Here is a 17,634-nt window from a genome sequence, read left to right as displayed (position 1 = left end):
TTAATTCCTACATTACTCCTTATGCATAATTCCTTCTCCTTTTTCATAGCTTGTCATAAGACCGTTAAGGAGTGGTTTTATGGCTTATATTATTGACAATGCTCATATTCTCAAAGGAGAAAGGCTAAAAGATTTAAGTCTTTTAATTGAGGGTGATCGAGTTAAGTCAACGAGGGCAACCTTAAATATGTACAAGCATCTCCGAATGGATGCGGACGATTACATTATGACTCCTACTCATGTTCTCTTGGATTTTGATCTACCCTTATCTCAACCATTTGAGAAACGGAAGGCTTACTATTTGGAGAAATTCATAGAGAAGGGCAGTACAACGGTTATAACTAGTATCCGCGTTAATAGAGAAAGAGAATTTCCTCACCAACTAAAAAAAGTCCATTCTCAATTGCTTGATTGTCCGCTTGACTACGTCCTTGGGGTCAGAATACCAGTTAAACTATTAAACCAGAGTTTCTTAATGCAGTGTAAAAGGGCGAAAATCCCTGCCATCTTTGTTGAAGTCAATAGCATTTCTGAGCTTAACGAAGTTCCTTGGGGTTGGGTAAAACAAGCGATGTTCCCATATAATAGTCCGCTCATCCCGATATTTCAATCAACAGAGAAAAAAGTTAGAAAGACATGGACAAATATAATGAAAAACACGAATTTACCCAGCCTAATAGACCCAGTTCAGGAGTTAACCCCACTAAGTAGGAATCAAGTAGAGAAAATAGGCATCTTTCCAATGAAATCAAATTTGCATGATGGAGGGGAAGTAAGTTACAATTTCTATTTAAAAGACAGTGGAACTGTTAAAATGATAGAAAGCGAGTTATTTATGCAGCATGACTCAAAACTGTTAATCACAATGCATAAAGGAAAAGTGATTCGTGCCGGGAAGAAGATGATTTATCGGCCTGGGTTTGGGGAATATGTGGAAATAAAAACGCCCTCTTTCTATCAATCCCCGACATAGATTGGAAGGATGAACATGAATATTGAGGCAATTAGTGGTTTATTAGAAAACGGAGAAGTAAATGAAGCGATGTCTGGTTATGCGCAGATTTTAACCAATGGCAGTGATGAAGAAAAGTTTTTACTAGCAGAAGAGCTTTTCCGCTTTGGTTTCCTTGAAGAGACAAAGAATCTTCTAGAATCTCTCTTACTCAATTACCCTACTGAGGGAGAGCTTCTTGTTCTCCTGGCGGAAACAGAGCTTGAGTTAGGGGAAGAGGAGAAAGCGACGCTTATCCTTGAAAAAGTAGGGGAGAATGACCCTCAATACCCTCAGGCTTTGCTATTGATGGCCGATTTATACCAGATGAATGGCTTATTCGAAGTAAGTGAGCAAAAGCTTCTTCGAGCAAAACAATTGCTTCCTAATGAGTCAATCATCGACTTTGCACTAGGAGAATTATATGCTCATCAGGGACGCTTTACAGATGCGATTCAATACTATGAAAGGGTTGCTCATGAAAGAAATGAAGTGGGAGGAGTAAGCTTGAATCAGCGACTAGCTGAAGCTTATAGTGCAGGGGGATCCTTTGAGGAAGCGCTTCTTTACTATGAGAAAGCGCTAGGGGAGCGTCTAGAGATCAACACCTTATTCGGTTATGCTTTTACAGCTTTGCAGGCTGGTAAAAATAAAACGGCTATTGATAAATTTGAAGAGTTAAAAGTTCTTGACCCTGAATATCATTCTTTATACTTACACCTTTCCCATGCATATGAACATGAAGAGATGTTGGAAGAGGCTTATGAAACGATTAAACAGGGGATTAAGCAAGATGACTTCAATAAGGACTTATTTTTCTATGGTGGAAAGATTGCCTTAAAACTTGACCTTGTCGAAGAGGCAGAGAGCTTATTGCGTGAGGCGTTAGCGCTTGACCCTGGCTTTACAGAAGGAGCGCTTGTTCTAAACAAATTACTTCTAAAACTGGAGCGATATGAAGATGTTTTAGATTTAATTTCAAACACGGACATGAAGGATGAAGAAGAGCCTCAACTTTTATGGGATGCTGCAGTAGCCTCACAGCATCTTGAGCAATATTCACAGGCATTAAACAAATATCAGCATGCATATACTTTCTTTAAAGACAACAAAGAATTTCTTTCAGATTATGGTTATTTTTTAATTGAAGAAGGAAAAATAGCCGAGGCCGCCGAAATTTTAACTATACTCATTAAGATTGATCCGATGAACGAAGAGTAACAGGAGCTTCTTGAGCGGTTAACCGAAGAGTATTAATCACAAAAAAACTGACCATGTATACAGAGGAGGGATTCACAAATGACAACCCCTGTTTCTGTCAACGAGAAGAAAGACTTTATCCGTTGGTTCTTGAATCATTACCAGTTAAAGAGGCGGGAATGCGTATGGATTCTCAATTATTTAATGAGTCATGACCAATTGATGGAGAAAGTCCATTTTGTTGAAAATGCCCAGTTCTGTCCTCGAGGACTTGTAATGTCCACCCATTGCATTGATGAGGTTCCATTTCGATTCTATAAAGAAAATATCATGACCACCGATGCTGAAAAGTCGTTTCATGATATTCGCTTAAATCGTGATGAGGAAATTTATATCCAATTAAATTTTCACTCAGCCAATAAGGCTCCTCAATTTGCCGCGGTTCTTGAGGAAAATCCATTTATGCCTAAACGATTACAAATCAGTGAAAAGGATCGGTTGATTGCTGAACGCTTTCTTGTCGATAGTCTTTATCGGTTTCAAAAAGATAAACTTACAAAATTAATCGATGAAGCCTTAGATAGGCAGGACAAGGAAGCCTTCGTGCGTCTAACAGAAAAATTAAAGCAACTAGGAACTGGTCAATGAACGGCTTGCTTATTAAAAGCAAGCTTTTTGTTTGTTAAGGAATTTATAAAAGTTTAAGGGTGTGGATAATTGTGTTCGTTTTCTGTATCCAGCTCCAGCGCCTAGCCCCTCGGGTCATAAGCCAAGCCGTCAAGAAGGTTAAAAAACAACCTTATTGACGGCTCGTCTTATGCCTGTCGGGGCTGATCAAGGCGCTTGCGCTTTTGTTCTTTGGCTTTTTCTGGGCATACACTCCATGAAATGGTAGAATAAATAGGAATACAACTAGACGGAGTTGAATGAAATGAAATGGGTACCTACTGATATTGGAGTTTTTGAAAAAACACCAGAGTATGTGGACACGGCTGTCATTCCGTTGCTACCGGTTTCCTTCAAGGAGGGGATGAAGGATTCTGCGGCAATGACGGAATTTACGACGCTTTTAACAAGTCAGCTTGAAAGACAGCTGCAGGGCAGAATCCTCCTGATTCCCGGACTTTCTTATTTGAAAGAGTCCCGGTCTGAATCATTGGAACAATTGAAGAGGTGGGAAACAGAATTGTTGGACAAGCAATTCAAGCATGTATTTGCTGTTACTTCCGATTTTGATTGGAAACAGGATGAGGGACATTTAAAAGGGACCCTCTTATGGTTACCGACACTTCCACTTCAGCAAATGGATGAAAAAACAAAGCAATCTGTAATGGAGGATCAAGTACGTCAGTTAATGAATTTGTTCATTCAAAAATGGCGCGAGGATGAATAATGGACAGCCTGTAATATTTATCACTGATAAAAATGTTTTTACCATAGTATTATATTGATTTTATAAAGAGATTGATATATCATGATTATGTCCTAGTCTTAATTGTGTGTACAAATTATGTTCGAAGTACGTAAAATTGGGGAAACAGAGGGGGGAAAAGCATGAGTGAGAATCGCGTTTCAAGACGACAATTCTTAAACTATACACTGTTAGGTGTAGGCGGTTTCATGGCTGCTGGAATGGTGATGCCAATGGCGCGTTTTGCGATTGATCCTGTCCTAAAAGCCAATGCAGGTGGAGATTTCATTGCCACAAAGCTAAAGGTGGCGGATATTACAACCGAGCCGCAAAGGATTGATTTTAAATTCGATCAAAAAGATGGATGGTATGAGTCTGAGGTTACTGGAACGGCATGGGTATACAAGACAGAAGACGGAGAGATTGTAGCCCTTTCACCAGTGTGTAAGCATTTAGGCTGTACAGTAGACTGGAATGCAGACGAGAAGAATCAAAATATGTTCTTCTGTCCATGCCATTATGGTCTCTATGAAAAGGATGGTACAAACGTTCCAGGCACACCGCCGTTGGCACCGCTTGATGTCTATCCTTATGAGGAAAAGGACGGCATCCTTTATTTAGGGAAAGCACAACCGAAGGGGGCGTAATAATTGTTAAACAAGATTTACGATTGGGTAGATGAACGTTTAGATATTACGCCGCTTTGGCGTGATATTGCTGACCATGAAGTTCCGGAGCATGTTAATCCGGCGCATCACTTTTCCGCATTTGTTTACTGTTTTGGCGGTTTGACTTTCTTTATCACTGTCATTCAGATTTTATCAGGAATGTTTTTAACGATGTATTACGTTCCGGATATTAAAAATGCATGGGAATCTGTTTATTATCTTCAAAATGAAGTGGCTTTTGGACAAATAGTCCGTGGCATGCATCACTGGGGAGCAAGCTTAGTAATCGTCATGATGTTCTTACATACATTGCGTGTATTCTTCCAGGGAGCTTATAAAAAGCCTCGTGAATTGAATTGGGTTGTAGGGGTATTGATTTTCTTCGTAATGCTAGGTCTTGGTCTTACAGGATATCTATTACCATGGGATATGAAAGCCCTATTTGCTACAAAGGTTACCTTGCAGATTGTTGAAGCAGTGCCATTATTAGGACCATACTTAAAGACGCTAATGGCTGGTAGTGCTGATATTGTCGGTGCTCAGACTCTGACTCGCTTCTTTGCGATTCATGTATTCTTCTTACCTGCTGCATTGTTTGGCCTAATGGCAGCACACTTCATTATGTTACGAAAACAAGGTATTTCAGGACCGTTGTAAGTTCATCAGAAAGAAAAAAATGTTGTACGGATTATATGTAAGGTCTGTTCAACTTCACGGAAAAAGGAGGGGATTGCTCGATGCATCGTGGTAAAGGGATGAAGTTTGTAGGCGACTCGCGTGTGTCTGCCGAAAGGAAGCCTTTTATTCCTAAAGATTATTCGGAATACCCAGGCAAAACAGAAGCATTCTGGCCTAACTTTCTTTTAAAAGAATGGCTTGTTGGTGCCGTTTTCCTCGTAGGGTTCCTAGTTCTGACTGCAGCACATCAACCGCCGCTTGAGAGGGTTGCGGATCCAACGGATACAGCATATATTCCGCTGCCTGACTGGTATTTCTTATTCTTATACCAATTACTGAAGTATTCTTTTGCAGCGGGTCCGTATACTGTTGTAGGTGCTCTAGTTATACCGGGATTAGCGTTTGGAGCTTTAATGCTTGCTCCATTCATCGATCGTGGACCTGAACGCCGTCCATCTAAGCGTCCGTTAGCTACTGGCTTTATGCTTCTAGCTATAGCTTCTGTTTTTTACCTAACATGGGAATCTGTTGTTCAAACGGATTGGGAAGCTAAGGAAAAGATGGGGGCAATTTCGGATGTTGAGATTGATAAAGCATCTGATGGTTACCAAATTGCTGAAGCAAACACTTGTCTTAGCTGTCATGGAGGAGAGCTTGGTGGCGCGAGTGGCCCAAGTTTAGTGGGTACGGGACTTACGGCTGAAGAAATCTCTGATATTGCTGTAAATGGTCAAGGAGATATGCCAGCTGGTATCTTCAAGGGTACTGACGAAGAATTGCAAATCATGTCTGAATTTATTGCTGAATTGGAATAGTAAAACATAGGCTGACGGGAAATTCCCGTTAGCTTTTTTTTGCTTGTTAAATAACGCCGTACTTAAAGAGAAAACCAACCTGTTTAACCTAGCCTTTTAATAAAGTATAATAGAAAAGGGTGAATTCCCTCTTTTTAGAAGATTACGTATTAAAAGAAGAAAGAAGTGTGTTTAATGATTACATGGCTTTATTCTATGTTACAAAACAAGCAATTTATATGGATGTTGTTCATTATCAATCTTTTTGGAACGATTTACGGATATATGTGGTACGGTCCTCAACTAGTTGAAACTCCTGCAATATTCTTACCTTTTGTTCCAGACAGTCCTACTGCGAGTCTATTTTTTGTGTTTGTCTTAATGGCTTTCTTGCTTAAAAAAAACTGGCCGCTAATGGAAGCGCTGGCGATTGTGACCTTGTTTAAATACGGAATCTGGGCGGTTATTATGAATCTCCTTGTCCTCATTGTAACAGGAGACCTACACTGGAGCGGATATATGTTGATGGGATCCCATTTGGCCATGGCGGTCCAAGGTCTGTTATATGCACCATTTTATCGCTTTAAGGTTTGGCATTTGGTTGTAGCTGCGATTGTGGCTTTACATAACGAAATCATAGATTATGTTTTTATGATGATGCCATGGTATCAACAGTTACATCTATACCAAAATGAGATTGGGTATTTCACTTTCTGGCTAAGCTTACTATCCATCGGAATAGCCTATTACTTTGGCTTGCGTAAAAACCGCTATATATTAGAAATCAATCCTAGGAGTAGCAATTTACATAAATAAAGGAGTAAGTTTTATTGTTAAACTCGATTTTAGCGGAGAAAAGCTATCAGATGCGTTTATATTCAGTCTGTAGCTATTTCGCTTAACTCTATAGCTATTTATCGAAAAACATAGCATCATTTTCTATTTAATGTTCGAAAGCAATAAGTTGAAGAAAGAGTATAAATAAAAGGTCTATCCTTGTCCACTCTCTCATACATTTTAGTATTTAAGGGGGGACAGGAATGAAACCAAGTAAAATTATCGCATTACTCCTTTCTTTGCTACTGCTTTTAACACCAGTGGTTGCATACGCTGATATAGAACCTTCCATAAAAAGGCTCGATAACATTTCTGATGAAGCCCTTCAGATGGTAAAGATTTATCGTTATGAAGACGCTAGAAAAATGCTTGAACATTTTGAGGGGGAGTTTATTAAAGTTACCGGAGAGGCATATTTTTTCTCAATGGACGAGCTTAGGATTGTAACTACTGCTCATGATGAAGCGCTTGAAGCCACCGGTAGTTCAACTATGGGACATGAGGAACGGTTGCATAAGGTTACAAGATTTCGGCTTGTAATTGATGCTCTTCAGTCAATCCATCAACCACTTTGGACAGAAATGGAGGAGCCAATCATGACTGTGTTCAATGGCATGAAAGACGCAGTCTATAATGGGGACAATGAGGATTTTCATTCGAATCTAGATTCTTTTTTGTCCCTTTACCATGTCATTTATCCAAGTCTTAAGATTGATGTCACTCCTGAAACGATTCAACAAATTAATGCTCGAGTAAACTATATTGATCATTATCGCCCTGAGGTTTTATCGAAAACAGCAAGCCAGGTGGAATTGGATGCCCTTGAAGCCGATTTAAGGAAGATTTTTGACGATATGTCTGAAGATGAGGCAGACCCCTCCCTTTGGTGGGTTATTATTTCTACAGGGAGCATTATAATTCTGACATTATCCTATGTTGGCTGGCAAAAGTATCGAGCGGATCTCGAAAGGCGTAAAAATCGTTTAAAAGAGAGAAAAAATTGACACCCTTTCTATTCATGAATAAAATAGTAGTAACAGCTAGATTTTTTTAGGAGGGCTTTGCGGTTGAGCATATTAATTTATTTTGCGATTCTTATTTTAGTTCCGATTTGGGCGCAGATGCGGGTGAAAAGCGCATTCAAGAAATACTCTCAGGTTCCTTCTTCCTCTCGTATGCGCGGGGCAGAAGTTGCAAGAAAGATTTTGGATGATAACGGACTCTACCATGTAGGGGTTGAAGAAACGAGAGGGGTTTTAAGTGACCATTATGACCCACGTTCAAAGACAGTCCGTCTATCCTCTGACAATTATCACGGTCATTCTGTAGCTGCTGCTGCGATTGCATCCCACGAGGTTGGTCATGCGATTCAAGATCAGGAAGACTATTCGTTTTTACGATTCCGTCATGCCTTAGTACCAGTAGCAAACCTAGGATCCAATTTTTCTTGGATTTTCATCCTAATAGGGATTTTTGCTCAAATGAGCAATATGCTTTTATTAGGGATTATTTTTATGGCAGCGGGTGTTGTTTTCCAGCTGGTTACTCTACCTGTCGAGTTTAATGCTTCAAACCGTGCGATGGAACAAGTAGTAAGTGCGGGGATTATCAGAAATGATGAAGAACGTGAAACGAAGAAGGTTCTCGACGCTGCTGCTCTTACCTATGTTGCTGCTGCAGCGGTTGCGGTAATGGAACTAGTGCGTCTCGTTTTAATTTATACTGGGATGAATAATGATGACTAAGTTAGAGAAAGAGCTGCAAATCCTAACGGGTTCCGTTTCCTATCACAAACAATAAAAATATAATTTAAAATGAGTGCCAATTTGTATATGAAATTGACACTCATTTTTTATAGGTATAAAGTACATGTTTGATGAAATTACTAAAAAATTCGTATACAAGGGCTGTTGTACCTCTACAATTTCATCCGCAAATTGATATATAATTTATCTTATAAAAAATAAGCGGAGTTTTTCCGGTTATTTTGCAAAATAACTACATTATGGGGTAAATAAGCGGAGTTTTTCCGCTTAAGTAAAGAAAAATTACCCGTTTTCACTTTTTTCGAGTAAATAGTCGGAATTTCTCCGTCTATTTAAGCTAATTTTAGTGCTTTTTCCAAAATAACCGGAATTTCTCCGCTTATTTATCAAACAAAACTGTCCCCAATCAATAAGAGCGGATAATCACGGAACCATCCTCTATTATCGAGTAATTCAGGCAGCTAAACATGGATATTTAAAATGGCTCAGTTAATGAACTGAGCCATTTTATTTTTTAGTAAAAAAACAGATACAAAAGGCAGGACAAATTGGGCTACATTTTCGATTGCATTTTCAGGTTTAGACAGGAAACGGAACCCGTTATGCAAATTCGCAGCTCTTTTTTCTATCTTTGGATGGGGATTTTATTTTCATCAAGTGTAAATCCTTCTCCTAAAACATCATGAACAATTGTAACTGAAACAAACGCATGAGGGTCAACGGAGTTAATAACCCCCTTTAACCGGACGATCTCATTTTTTCCAACGACACAGTATAGGACATCGCGTTCTTGTTTTGTGTAAGAGCCTACCGCCTTTAATAGTGTGGCCCCTCTATCCATTTCTTTTAAGATTCGATCGGCAATTTCTTCATTTTTATCAGAAATTATCATCGCGCCTCTAGCCGAATAAGCCCCTTCTTGCATAAAGTCAATAACTCTTGCCCCTATAAAAACGACAACAAGTGTATACATGGCTTCTCGATAATTCAAGTATGTAATGAGTGAAATCGTAATAACACAGAAATCGAACATGAACATGGTTCGCCCCATCGACCATCCAACATACTTTTGCGCTAGCCTGGCAATAATATCGACTCCTCCGGTTGTGCCTCCAAAGCGAAAGATAATTCCAAGACCAATCCCAATAAAAACACCAGCGAACAACGCAGCTAGAAAAAGATCCTCATATAAAGGCATCTCAATCTGGTATCTTTGAAAGATGGCTAAAAAGAGGGACACGGCAAATGTACCGATAATCGTATATAAAAAAACACTACGACCTAATAACTTCCAACCAATAAAAAACAGTGGGATATTAAGAATTAAATTTGTGATTGCGGGATCCCAACTGAAAACGAAGTAAAGGAGAAGGGTAATCCCTGTAAAGCCCCCTTCTGCTAAATTATTTTGCATATTAAAGTGAACAATACCAAAAGAAAAGATGGCTGATCCAAGTAAAATAAAAAATATATTCTTTAATTTTAATTCTGAAAACAAACTGGTTTCTCACCGCCTAATTATGAAGTTTGCGTGAAGCGTTACTAATTATATAAAATATCTATCATAAGGGCAATCTTTTACAGTATCGCCTTATTTAGCTAAAATATTTGTCAAACCTTACCTTGTAGGCTAACATCAAGTAGAGATAGAAGATCCTCGAAGTAATAAGCTATGATATAGGAAGTTGTTGAGTGCGTATACCGTTGATTGGAACGGGAATTAACAACTAGTACAGAGGCAAAAACAAGAAGGGAGGAGAAGTAATTGAGTGAGCAAAAGTCAATCAAAGATTTACAAATGGAAGTCGATACATACATAGGTCAATTTAAAGAAGGTTATTTTAGTCCTCTTGCGTTGGTGGCGAGAATGACTGAAGAATTAGGTGAACTGGCTAGGGAAGTAAACCATTATTACGGAGAGAAGCCTAAAAAGGCAAGTGAGGAAGAAAAGACTGTTGAAGAAGAACTGGGTGATATGCTTTTCGTCCTAATTTGCTTTGCTAATTCCTTAAATATTGATTTACAAGAAGCACATGATTCAGTGATGCTCAAGTTTAATACTAGGGATAAAGATAGATGGACAAGACTTAATGAAGAGTGAGGAGAATTAGTATGGAAAAAGTGAAAATTGTCGTAGCTGGTCCAAGAGGTCGCATGGGGAAAGAAGCCGTAAACCTTGTTTTAGAAACAGAAAACTATGAACTAGTCGGCGTGTTAGATTATAAGCATGAAGGCATGAAACTGGTTGAATTAGAAGGCTTTACGAAAGGGGATGCCCTGGTTTATACAGATATTCATCAATGCTTTAAAGAGCAGCAACCGGATGTTTTGATTGACCTGACTACACCTGAGGTTGGAATGGAACATACTGTCACCGCGTTAGAATACGGTGTTCGACCAGTTGTAGGAACGACAGGGTTTTCTAGTGGCGATTTAAGAAAATTAGATGCCCTTTGTGAACAAACTGGGCGCGGTTGTATCATCGCACCAAACTTTGCTGTGGGAGCGGTACTTATGATGAAATTTTCACAAATGGCGGCAAAGTATTTTAATGATGTTGAAATCATTGAACTACATCATGACCAGAAGTTGGATGCTCCATCAGGTACAGCGGTAAAAACGGCTGAGATGATTTCTACTGTACGTGAAGCGAAACAACAAGGACATAAAAATGAGAAAGAGACGATTCCTGGAGCTAGAGGGGCTAATTTTGATGGAATGCATATTCACTCTGTAAGATTACCAGGTCTCATTGCTCATCAACAAGTGATGTTTGGTTCTGATGGTCAAACTTTATCCATCCGTCATGATTCGTATAATCGGGCTTCGTTTATGTCTGGAGTGAAACTCGCAGTTGATACGGTGATGGAAAATGACCATTTTGTGTATGGTTTGGAAAATATAATTGGATAGGAGCCTATAACGATGAATATTGCATTGATAGCTCATGATAAGAAAAAAGATGACCTTGTGCGATTTGCAGTCGCCTATAAGCCAATTTTTGAAAAGCATACACTTTTTGCTACGGGTACAACCGGTTTGAGAATCATGGAAGCGACTGAGCTTCCTGTTCACCGCTTTCAATCTGGTCCCCTAGGTGGAGACCAAGAAATCGGTGCTAAGATTGCCAAAAATGAAATGGATGCGATTTTCTTCTTTAGAGATCCGCTAACTGCGCAACCCCATGAACCCGATGTTACGGCCCTCGTGAGGTTATGTGATGTCTACGCCATCCCACTGGCAACCAATATGGGGACAGCAGAGATCTTAGTAAGAGGATTAGAGCGTGGTGATTTAGACTGGAGATATATTGTGAAAGAGAGCAGTGACCAAGAGAATGGAAATAACTAACCTAGATATTCTTGCAATAGGTGCTCATTCTGATGATGTTGAAATCGGTATGGGTGGGACAATTGCAAAATATGCTTCAGAAGGAAAGAAAATTGGTATTTGCGATTTAACAAAAGCAGAATTGTCCTCAAATGGAACGGTAGAGCTTCGTCTTCAGGAAGCTGAGAAGGCTGCGGAAATATTAGGCGTGGTTGTTAGGGAGACGTTGGATCTACCAGATAGAGGTTTATACATGAAGGAAGAATACATAAAAAAAATAGTAAGGGCGATTCGTAAATATCGCCCGAGACTACTGTTTGCGCCTTACCATGAAGACCGTCATCCGGATCATGGGAATTGTGCTCGTCTTGTCGAAGAGGCGGCTTTTTCGGCAGGGATTAAAAATTATGATACTGGAGACGGGCTTATGCCACACCGAGTACAGTCTCTTTACTTTTATATGATCAACGGTTTTCACAAGCCTGATTTTGTTATTGATATTAGTTCGTATATGGAGGCAAAGAAGCGTTCTCTGCAAGCATATGAAAGTCAGTTTATAAAAACACACACCAGTTATGAAACTCCGCTTGTTAATGGTTACATTGAAAGTGTCGAGGCAAGGGAAAGATTGTTTGGGAAGGACGCAGGTGTAACTTATGCAGAAGGATTTATGTCTAAATCCCCACTAGTTATACGCGATTTGTTAGGAGAAAGCTCATGGAAAAATTAAAAATTGGTATCACCTGCTATCCAACCGTAGGTGGTTCAGGGATTGTTGCAACCGAATTAGGAAAGCTTTTAGCAGAAAGGGGACATGAAATCCATTTCATCACCTCAAGTCTGCCTTTCCGTTTAAATAAAATGTACCATAACATCTACTATCATCAGGTAGAAGTGAATCAATACTCTGTCTTTCAGTACGCTCCATATGACATAGCGCTTGCGAGCAAAATAGCTGAAGTGGCGGTTCGCGAGAATCTTGATTTGCTTCATGTTCACTACGCCATCCCCCATGCCGTTTGTGCGATTCTTGCTAGGGAAATGAGCGGACGTGACTTGAAAATTGTCACAACCCTCCATGGGACAGATATCACTGTACTTGGGTATGATTCTTCATTAAGTGATGCTATTCGTTTTGGGATTGAAAAGTCAGACGCAGTCACCGCTGTTTCCAACTCTTTAGTTGCTCAGACGTACGATTTGATCAAACCAGAGAAAGCAATACAATGCATTTATAATTTTGTCGATGACCGTGTTTACCAATATGGGTCTAGTGATTTGAGAAGAGATTATCGAATAGAGCCATCCGAAAAGGTAATCATCCATGTGTCCAATTTCCGTCCTGTTAAACGCGTTCCCGATGTCGTTAAATCTTTTGCTCGAATTGCTTCTGAAATACCAGCAAAGCTACTTCTTGTAGGAGATGGCCCTGAAATGAAAGTCGTTTCAAATCTCGTTAATCAATTAGGAATCCGCGATAAGGTCCTATTTCTTGGTAAACAGGAAAATTTGGAAGAACTTTATGCAATTAGTGATGTCATGCTCCTTCTCTCAGAGAAAGAAAGCTTCGGTTTGGTTGCGCTTGAAGCGATGGCCTGTGGTGTTCCATGTATTGGAACCGATACGGGTGGTATTCCAGAGGTGATAATGGATGGGGAGAATGGCTATATTTGTGACTTAGGGGATATTCAGTCAGTTGCGAGAAAGGCTATAGATCTTTTAGGTGATCCTGCTCTATATGAGGCTTTTGTTAGAAACGCAGTAAGGACGGCTAGAGAGAAATTTAGTGCAGAGAAGATAGTTGGCGAATACGAAAATCTGTATAAGCAGGTACTAAGTCAGGTGAAAAGCTAATGTTACCTCCATTCAAGAAAGCAATCCCTTTACTAGAAAGGATAGAGAATTCGGGTTATGAAGCGTATTTTGTTGGAGGCTCTGTTCGTGATTCATTGCTTGGACGTGAAATTTCAGACGTAGATATTGCAACGTCCGCATTACCCGAAGAATTAAAAACAATTTTTCCACAGACGGCAGACATCGGAATTGAGCATGGAACGATTCTTGTTATCTACAAAGGGATTCCTTACGAAATTACGACATTTCGAGCTGAATCTGAATATAGCGATTTTCGAAGGCCTGACAAAGTAGAATTTATTCGATCATTAACAGAGGACTTGAAACGCCGCGACTTTACAATGAATGCGATAGCTATGGACCGAGCTGGAGGATTGATTGACCCGTTTAATGGTCAAGAAGCAATCCGAACAAAGCAAATTGTGACAGTTGGCGAGGCAGCGGAGCGATTTGGGGAGGATGCTTTGCGGATGATGAGGGCCGTACGATTTGTTAGTCAACTTGGGTTCACCATTGAAACGAATACGTTGTCAGCATTATCGACAATGCCCCATTTGCTTGAGAAAATAGCTGTCGAGAGAAAGCTAGCTGAATTTGAAAAACTCCTAGAAGGTCCATCTCGAACGGAAGCTTTATCTATCTTGGTGCAAACAAGTCTTTATAAATTCCTACCAGGTCTTAAAGGTAGTGGAACGAGCCTACATAGAATGATTCATTGCAGTCTTTCGACTCTTTCAAGGGTTGAAATGTGGACCCTTCTAGTCTACCAATTGCATTTGAATGAACAAGAATCAGGTCGGTTTCTAAGGGATTGGAAGCTACCTGTTAAACAAATCAAGGAAGTGTTGAAAACATTACATTGGTTTCGGTTTCGTTTACATAACCAATGGACGGCTATGGACGTTTATAGAGCCGGCAAAGAAGTTATGCTGTCAGCAGAAAAGCTTATTCAAAGTAGTTTAGGAATTGAGCCAGTCTTGAACGCAGATTTAGTTAAGCTGTTTGAGTGTTTACCGATTAAAAATCGAACAGAATTAGATATGACTGGAACCGATTTGTTATCATGGTTTAATCGGAAACCGGGGCCATGGGTTAAGGACTACCTCCAATTGATTGAGGAAAAGGTCATTAAAGGAGAGTTAGTTAATGAGAGAGCGAACATAAGGGAGTGGCTAGTCAATTGCAATCGGAAATTAGAAAAAGATTGATAGAAGCATTTACAAATGCGGGTCAAGAATATCTCTCAGGTCAATATCTTGCTGAGACAGCGGGCTGCTCAAGGACAGCCATATGGAAACATATAGAGGAACTTCGAAAAGAAGGGTTTTTGTTTGAAGCCGTCAAAAAAAAGGGTTATAAGATTGTCCATGCACCTGAGAATGTAACAGCGGATGAAATTAGCTTTGGATTAAAAACGGAGTTTATGGGCCGGTCCATTCATTATGAAGAAAAGGTAGATTCGACTCAAAAAATTGCGCATCGCTTAGCAACTGATGGCGCAGTGGAGGGAACGGTCGTCGTTGCTGAAGAGCAAACGCTTGGAAGAGGGAGATTAGATAGAAGATGGCATTCTCCTAAATACACGGGGATTTGGATGAGCATCATTCTAAAGCCGAATCTGCCGATGCATAAAGCTCCCCAGCTCACATTGGTGACCGCTGTTGCTGTCGTACAAGCAATCGAGGATGTTACAGGTTTACTCCCGCAAATCAAATGGCCAAATGATATCTTAATTGACGGCAAAAAAGTAACAGGAATTTTGACAGAGTTGCAAGCAGATGCAGATCGAATCAATGCTATTATCATCGGGATAGGCATTAATGTGAATCAGAAACTAGAAGATTTCCCAGAAGATATCTTACATACGGCTACTTCTTTGTCCGTAGAAACAGGACAAGTTATTTCGAGAGCAGGACTTATGCAAGCTGTTTTTGCAAGATTAGAGAAGCTCTATTTAACCTACTTAAAAGACGGTTTTTATCCAATTAAATTACTTTGGGAAGGTTATGCCCTTAGTATTGGAAAAGAAATCATCGCAAGAACAGTAACGGGAGACATTGCGGGCAAAGCTTTAGGGATTACAGAGGATGGCGTCTTGAAAATACAGCAAGAAGATGGGGAAATTCGTCATGTCTATTCGGCAGATATTATTATTAATGAGTAAGAAATGGATAGTAGCATAAATTTTAGAATTTTGTTATAATTCTTTTGGGCGGTATCGATAGAACTGCACCTAGTGTAAAAAATGGTGAATATAAAATGGTTCTGCCTAGATCCGAAACCGGACCGGGACAGAGGGATGAAACATGAATGAATGTAACGGGATCCTTCTGACGTTTAAGAGGGATCCTTTTTTGTTACCATCATGATGAATTGTTTTATCACCTCTCCTGTAAAAAAGGAGGAATGGAAATGAAACAAACAACTGATTTTTTGAAAATGAAAGAAAGTAAAAGTAAAATTGTGATGGTTACGGCTTATGATTACCCTGCAGCAAAGCAGGCAGAAGCTGCTGAAGTTGACATGATTCTTGTCGGTGATTCTCTTGGAATGGTTGTGCTAGGCTATGATTCTACTGTTCCCGTTACAATGGAGGATATGATCCATCATGCTAAAGCAGTAAAAAGAGGGGCAGTTAATACTTTTATAGTGGTAGATATGCCTTTTATGACCTATCACCTCTCCGTAAAGGACTCGCTTATTAATGGTGCTAGACTCATCCAGGAAACGGGTGCTCATGCCGTAAAGGTTGAAGGTGGAGGCGACGTAATCAATCATATTAAAGCGCTTGTGACAGCTGGAATTCCTGTCGTAGGTCACTTAGGTTTAACACCGCAATCGGCTGCTGTTTTGGGTGGGTACAAAGTTCAAGGGAAGAATGCAGAGTCAGCAAGAAAATTGATTGAGGACGCTAAGAAGTGCCAAGAAGCCGGTGCGTTTGCTCTTGTACTCGAATGTGTTCCTAAGCAGCTTGCTGAGGAAATTTCTAATATACTATCCATTCCAACAATCGGAATTGGCGCGGGTGTCGATACAGATGGGCAAGTCCTTGTATATCATGACATCCTTACTTATGGAGTAGGACGGGTGCCAAAGTTCGTAAAAACATATACAAATGTAAATGAACAGATAGCTAGAGCTTTAGACGCTTATGCTTGTGATGTGAGAAATCGTCAATTTCCAGACGATAAACATAGCTTTACGATGAAGGAAGAAGAGCTGCTAAGTCTGTACGGAGGAAAAGTATGAACGTAATCCATTCGATTGAAGAGATGCAAAAAAAAATCCTTAGATTAAAATCTAGCGGAAACAAAATCGGCTTCGTCCCGACAATGGGCTATCTTCATGAAGGACACAAGGCTTTAATGAAACAAGCAAGAAAAGAGAATGATGTTCTTGTGCTTAGCATTTTTGTGAATCCACTTCAGTTTGGCCCAGGAGAAGATCTCGAGGCTTATCCTCGTGATTTTGAACATGACCGAATGGTTGCCAAAGAAGAAGGAGCAGACTTTATCTTCTATCCTACGGTTCAAGAGATGTATCCAAAGCACTCATCTGTTAAGGTGTCGGTCGAGGATCGGACAGATGTGTTATGCGGCAAATCACGACCGGGCCATTTTGATGGGGTGGCAACTGTGTTAACGAAATTATTTCATTTGATTATGCCAGACAGGGTTTACTTAGGGTTAAAGGATGCCCAACAAGTTGCTGTTGTAGATGGTTTAATTAAGGATTTTAATTTTCCGATTGAGCTAGTCCCAGTTCCGACTGTTAGGGAATTAGACGGGTTGGCAAAAAGTTCTCGAAACGTGAACTTGCTATCCATTGAAAGGGATCAGGCAAAGGAACTATATCAAAGCTTACTTTATGCAAAAGAAGAGATTGAACAGGGAGAAAGAGACCCTGAGAAGGTTATTGACATGGTCAAAGCCTTTATAGAGATGCGTTGTGATGCCAAGATTGATTATGTGGAAATCTATTCTTATCCAGAATTAAAACCATTAAATATCATCGCCGGAAAAGTGATTTTAGCTTTAGCTGTAAAGTTTTCAAAAGCACGTTTAATTGATAATTTAATCTTAGAAATCGTATAATGGAGGAATAG

At 39.8% G+C, this 17,634-nt stretch carries 20 protein-coding genes; 19 read left to right on the top strand and 1 reads right to left on the bottom strand.

Features of this window, described 5'->3' with window-relative positions; all coding sequences use genetic code 11:
- Positions 1 to 79: 79 nt before the first annotated feature.
- The 10 genes from BMX30_RS10115 (at position 80) to BMX30_RS10070 (ending at position 8,324) form a co-directional block, all read left to right on the top strand.
- Positions 80 to 973, top strand: coding sequence for a hypothetical protein (locus BMX30_RS10115; protein ID WP_090744562.1), 894 nt, complete (start codon positions 80 to 82; stop codon positions 971 to 973).
- A gap of 15 nt (positions 974 to 988) precedes the next feature.
- Positions 989 to 2,212 (top strand): tetratricopeptide repeat protein, encoded by a 1,224-nt coding sequence (locus tag BMX30_RS10110; RefSeq protein WP_425283750.1) that lies wholly within the window; start codon positions 989 to 991, stop codon positions 2,210 to 2,212.
- Between the two features lie 78 nt (positions 2,213 to 2,290).
- Positions 2,291 to 2,839: a ReoY family proteolytic degradation factor gene (locus BMX30_RS10105; protein WP_090744556.1), complete on the top strand. Its 549-nt coding sequence runs from the start codon at positions 2,291 to 2,293 to the stop codon at positions 2,837 to 2,839.
- A gap of 283 nt (positions 2,840 to 3,122) precedes the next feature.
- Complete coding sequence (locus BMX30_RS10100; protein ID WP_090744554.1) at positions 3,123 to 3,584, top strand: DUF2487 family protein; 462 nt, start codon at positions 3,123 to 3,125, stop codon at positions 3,582 to 3,584.
- Between the two features lie 161 nt (positions 3,585 to 3,745).
- Positions 3,746 to 4,249 carry a QcrA and Rieske domain-containing protein gene (locus BMX30_RS10095; RefSeq protein ID WP_090744551.1) on the top strand — a complete coding sequence of 168 codons (504 nt, stop codon included), beginning with the start codon at positions 3,746 to 3,748 and terminating at the stop codon, positions 4,247 to 4,249.
- Positions 4,250 to 4,252: 3 nt separating this feature from the next.
- The gene (gene qcrB / locus BMX30_RS10090; RefSeq protein WP_090744548.1) at positions 4,253 to 4,927 is read left to right on the top strand and encodes a menaquinol-cytochrome c reductase cytochrome b subunit; all 675 of its coding nucleotides are present in this window, start codon (positions 4,253 to 4,255) and stop codon (positions 4,925 to 4,927) included.
- 80 nt (positions 4,928 to 5,007) lie between these two features.
- Positions 5,008 to 5,763, top strand: coding sequence for a menaquinol-cytochrome c reductase cytochrome b/c subunit (locus BMX30_RS10085; RefSeq protein WP_090744545.1), 756 nt, complete (start codon positions 5,008 to 5,010; stop codon positions 5,761 to 5,763).
- A gap of 174 nt (positions 5,764 to 5,937) precedes the next feature.
- Positions 5,938 to 6,558, top strand: coding sequence for a lipoprotein heptaprenylglyceryl N-acetyltransferase LhaT (gene lhaT, locus BMX30_RS10080; protein WP_425283749.1), 621 nt, complete (start codon positions 5,938 to 5,940; stop codon positions 6,556 to 6,558).
- A 224-nt stretch (positions 6,559 to 6,782) separates the two neighbouring features.
- Positions 6,783 to 7,583, top strand: coding sequence for a sporulation protein YpjB (ypjB, locus tag BMX30_RS10075; RefSeq protein WP_090744543.1), 801 nt, complete (start codon positions 6,783 to 6,785; stop codon positions 7,581 to 7,583).
- A 63-nt stretch (positions 7,584 to 7,646) separates the two neighbouring features.
- Positions 7,647 to 8,324 carry a zinc metallopeptidase gene (locus BMX30_RS10070; protein WP_090744540.1) on the top strand — a complete coding sequence of 226 codons (678 nt, stop codon included), beginning with the start codon at positions 7,647 to 7,649 and terminating at the stop codon, positions 8,322 to 8,324.
- 646 nt (positions 8,325 to 8,970) lie between these two features.
- On the opposite strand, the gene BMX30_RS10065 is transcribed toward BMX30_RS10070, so the two are convergent.
- Positions 8,971 to 9,843, bottom strand: a complete 873-nt coding sequence (locus tag BMX30_RS10065) for a YitT family protein (RefSeq protein WP_090744538.1) — start codon at positions 9,841 to 9,843, stop codon at positions 8,971 to 8,973.
- Positions 9,844 to 10,143: 300 nt separating this feature from the next.
- Between BMX30_RS10065 and BMX30_RS10060 the strand changes: the two genes are divergently transcribed.
- From BMX30_RS10060 to panC, 9 genes are all read left to right on the top strand, one after another.
- Positions 10,144 to 10,446: a nucleotide pyrophosphohydrolase gene (locus BMX30_RS10060; RefSeq protein WP_170843848.1), complete on the top strand. Its 303-nt coding sequence runs from the start codon at positions 10,144 to 10,146 to the stop codon at positions 10,444 to 10,446.
- An 11-nt stretch (positions 10,447 to 10,457) separates the two neighbouring features.
- The gene (gene dapB / locus BMX30_RS10055) at positions 10,458 to 11,258 is read left to right on the top strand and encodes a 4-hydroxy-tetrahydrodipicolinate reductase (protein WP_090744533.1); all 801 of its coding nucleotides are present in this window, start codon (positions 10,458 to 10,460) and stop codon (positions 11,256 to 11,258) included.
- Positions 11,259 to 11,270: 12 nt separating this feature from the next.
- Positions 11,271 to 11,696: a methylglyoxal synthase gene (gene mgsA / locus BMX30_RS10050; RefSeq protein WP_090744530.1), complete on the top strand. Its 426-nt coding sequence runs from the start codon at positions 11,271 to 11,273 to the stop codon at positions 11,694 to 11,696.
- A complete protein-coding gene (bshB1, locus tag BMX30_RS10045; RefSeq protein WP_090744528.1) occupies positions 11,683 to 12,405 on the top strand; it encodes a bacillithiol biosynthesis deacetylase BshB1 in 723 nt (240 codons plus the stop codon). Before mgsA ends, bshB1 begins: the two co-directional genes overlap by 14 nt.
- Positions 12,393 to 13,529 (top strand): N-acetyl-alpha-D-glucosaminyl L-malate synthase BshA, encoded by a 1,137-nt coding sequence (bshA, locus tag BMX30_RS10040; RefSeq protein WP_090744525.1) that lies wholly within the window; start codon positions 12,393 to 12,395, stop codon positions 13,527 to 13,529. Before bshB1 ends, bshA begins: the two co-directional genes overlap by 13 nt.
- Positions 13,529 to 14,737, top strand: a complete 1,209-nt coding sequence (locus BMX30_RS10035) for a CCA tRNA nucleotidyltransferase (protein ID WP_090744522.1) — start codon at positions 13,529 to 13,531, stop codon at positions 14,735 to 14,737. The genes bshA and BMX30_RS10035 overlap by 1 nt, the downstream gene beginning before the upstream one ends.
- The gene (locus tag BMX30_RS10030; RefSeq protein WP_090744520.1) at positions 14,710 to 15,693 is read left to right on the top strand and encodes a biotin--[acetyl-CoA-carboxylase] ligase; all 984 of its coding nucleotides are present in this window, start codon (positions 14,710 to 14,712) and stop codon (positions 15,691 to 15,693) included. The genes BMX30_RS10035 and BMX30_RS10030 overlap by 28 nt, the downstream gene beginning before the upstream one ends.
- A 248-nt stretch (positions 15,694 to 15,941) precedes the next feature.
- Positions 15,942 to 16,778, top strand: coding sequence for a 3-methyl-2-oxobutanoate hydroxymethyltransferase (gene panB / locus BMX30_RS10025; RefSeq protein WP_090744516.1), 837 nt, complete (start codon positions 15,942 to 15,944; stop codon positions 16,776 to 16,778).
- Positions 16,775 to 17,623 carry a pantoate--beta-alanine ligase gene (panC, locus tag BMX30_RS10020; protein WP_090744512.1) on the top strand — a complete coding sequence of 283 codons (849 nt, stop codon included), beginning with the start codon at positions 16,775 to 16,777 and terminating at the stop codon, positions 17,621 to 17,623. Before panB ends, panC begins: the two co-directional genes overlap by 4 nt.
- Positions 17,624 to 17,634: the final 11 nt, after the last annotated feature.

This window comes from Mesobacillus persicus (assembly GCF_900109925.1).
Classification (GTDB): Bacteria; Bacillota; Bacilli; order Bacillales; family Cytobacillaceae; genus Mesobacillus_B; species Mesobacillus_B persicus.
Note: the sequence above shows the minus strand (reverse complement) of the source record. Positions and strands in the feature narration are given on the sequence as shown.